Below are 2,966 nucleotides of genomic sequence, written 5' to 3' on the forward strand. Positions count from 1 at the left end.
TTTCATTATCACAGCAGAGCGAACAACAAGCTGGTGGGATACTGGTGAATTTATTGCATCAGCATATAAACTTCAGATTGTTCATCAGCCTGGAGCACCTTTGTTTCTAATGTTGCAGAATATATTTTCAAATTTTGCTTTAGGAAATTTAGCTCAGATTGCATTTTGGATGAATGTGGGTTCTGCTATATGCAGTGGTTTGACAGTTATGTTTTTGTTTTGGACCATAACAGCATTAGCAAGAAAAATTATCCAATCTGATCATCAATCCAATGATAAAAATCACCTGATTAAAATAATGGGAGCAGGCATGGTTGGAGCTTTAGCTTACAGTTTCTCCGATACATTCTGGTATTCAGCAGTTGAATCTGAAGTTTATGCGATGTCATCCTTATGTACAGCAGTCGTATTCTGGGCAATTCTAAAATGGGAAGCCCGTGCAAATAAACCGCATGCAGATCGTTGGCTTATTGTCATCGCTTATATTATTGGACTTTCAATAGGAGTTCATTTATTGAATCTATTAGTTATTCCAGCGATAGCACTTATTATTTATTTTAAGAAAACTGAGCGTACAACATTTTGGGGAATTAGTAAAGCATTGTTTATTGGACTAGGAATATTGGCCATTATTCTGTGGGGAATAATCCAGTACCTTATTAAATTTGCTGCCAAGTTTGATTTGTTCTTTGTCAATACACTTGGATTAGGATTTGGATCGGGCATATTCGTTTTTGTCATAATGATCTTATCGGCATTAATTTATGGCATATATTACTCCATAAGAAAAGGAAAAGTTATTTTGAATACAGCGATTTTGGCAACTTGTTTTATTTTATTAGGATATAGCTCTTTCACTATGGTATTGCTAAGGGCTAATGCTAACCCTTCCTTAAATAATAATGATCCTGAAAACGTATTTTCTTTCTTGGGTTATTTAAGTAGAGAACAGTATGAATCAGAGCCACTCATAAAAGGGCAATATTTTGATGCAAATCCCATAGGTATCAATGAACGTATTGATTATAGAAAAGACAACCACCAGTATACACCAATAAAAAGAGCCGCAAGTTATCAATTTGATAGAGAAACCATTTTCCCAAGGATTTACAGTCAAAAACCCTATCATCAATATTTTTATAAAGGTTATTTAGGTATTGAAGAAGGAAGAAAAGCAAATTTTGCTGACAACTTGAAATTCTTCTTTAACTATCAAGTGGGGCATATGTATGCACGTTATTTCCTGTGGAACTTTGTTGGAAGGCAAAATGATCAGCAGGGACACGGTTCTTTAACAGAAGGAAATTGGTTATCGGGAATTAAGGCTATCGACAATTTACATATAGGTGGACAATCTAAATTATCGGATGAAATGATCCATAATCCATCTCGGAATACCTATTTTTTCCTTCCGCTAATAATTGGATTCGCAGGTGCGCTATGGCATTTTAAACGTAACAAGAAAGATGCAACTGTTGTTAGTCTCTTATTTATGTTTACAGGATTGGCCATCGTTATCTATTTAAATCAATCTCCTTTGCAACCACGTGAACGTGATTATGCTTATGCAGGATCATTTTATGCTTTCGCAATCTGGATTGGATTAGGTGTATTTGCTATTTCTGAATTTTTTAAAAATATATTAATGAAAGAAATGCAAGTCTGCTTGCTACATCATTATGTCTCATAGCTGGCCCATTGATTCTTATTAGTCAAAATTGGGATGATCATAATCGATCGGAGAAATCGTTAGCTAGGGATATGGCGAAAAATTATTTAGAAACCTGTGCTCCCAATGCGATCCTGTTTACTTACGGTGATCATGATACTTTTCCGCTATGGTATTTACAAGAAGTAGAAGGTGTTCGGCGGGATGTTAGAATAGTGGTTATCAGTTATTTGACTTCTGACTGGTATTTCCGCCAGGTAAAAAATGGCACCTATCAGGCCGCAGGATTGCCGATCACGATACCGAATGAAAAGGTGGCAAAAGGCCTTCGAGAATCTTTGCCTTACCATGATTTGAATTTAGCAGGATATACAGATATAAACTTGTTGTTGGATTTTTTATTATCAGATAGTAATGATAACAAACTTCAAATGAGAGACGGACAATATGAAAACTTTCTGCCAACAAAAAGCTTGAAGCTTGCCGTGAATAAGGAAGATGTCATTAGAAATAAAGTCGTACCTCAAGAATGGGAAAGTGAGATCCCAAAACAAATGGAGTGGACTTTTGGTAATGATTACGTCACCAGAGCAGATCTAGGCTTGATGTCTGTTCTTGTGAATAATAATTGGAAAAGACCAATTTATTTTTCAGGAATGGTACCTGCTGAAAGTTTGATGGGATTGGATAAATACATGGTAAATGAAGGGTTTGCCAAACGGTTGATGCCTATAGAAGCAAAGCTTGAAAAAGGGGAGTCTCTAATTAATGTCGATAAATTATATAAAAATATTGTTGAAAAATACGCTTGGGGAAACATACATCAAGCAACTTATCTTGATACGGATTCCTTCCGTTTTGCAGGTATGTATGCAGATGAGATTTTCGGGAAAGCAGCGCGAACCTTGTTGGCAAAAGGGGAGACCGAAAAAGCAAGACAAGTGGCAGTAAAAGCATTTAATGAATTACCCCAAAGACTATATAGCATGTCTGATGTGACGAGTTATGGGGATGTTATTGATACGCTTTATAAAACTGGAGAAATAAAATTTGCAAACCAGCTGGTTGATCGTAATATGAAATTTTTAACAGAGCATATGGATTATTATCAACAACTAGCTACTGACAAACCTGAAAACGGGTTGGAAGTTCAAAATATAAGGATGGCTCTTGACTCGGTCGATCTATATGAACGTATACTTGCTAATACAAAAGAAAAGGACAGATATGCATATATTGCTGAGCTGAGCAATAAATATAAAAAGATGTATCTATCAGAATGATATATTAACAAAAA

At 35.6% G+C, this 2,966-nt stretch carries 2 protein-coding genes; both read left to right on the top strand.

Translation table 11 applies throughout. From position 1 onward, the window contains the following. Positions 1-1,690, top strand: a 1,690-nt coding sequence (locus tag L950_RS27405) for a DUF2723 domain-containing protein (RefSeq protein WP_021190402.1), incomplete at its 5' end; no start/stop codon positions are given. A 71-nt stretch (positions 1,691-1,761) separates the two neighbouring features. Then, on the top strand, positions 1,762-2,952 hold the full coding sequence (locus tag L950_RS27410) for a hypothetical protein (protein WP_156169864.1): 1,191 nt from the start codon (positions 1,762-1,764) through the stop codon (positions 2,950-2,952). The last annotated feature ends 14 nt before the right edge of the window (positions 2,953-2,966 follow it).

It is taken from the genome of Sphingobacterium sp. IITKGP-BTPF85 (assembly GCF_001006065.1).
Lineage (GTDB): Bacteria > Bacteroidota > Bacteroidia > Sphingobacteriales > Sphingobacteriaceae > Sphingobacterium > Sphingobacterium anhuiense.

Excerpts from the sequence above, each read along its gene's own strand:
- L950_RS27410 (WP_156169864.1), top strand. The coding sequence starts at position 1,762 with ATGGCGAAAAATTATTTAGAAACCTGTGCTCCCAATGCGATCCTGTTT.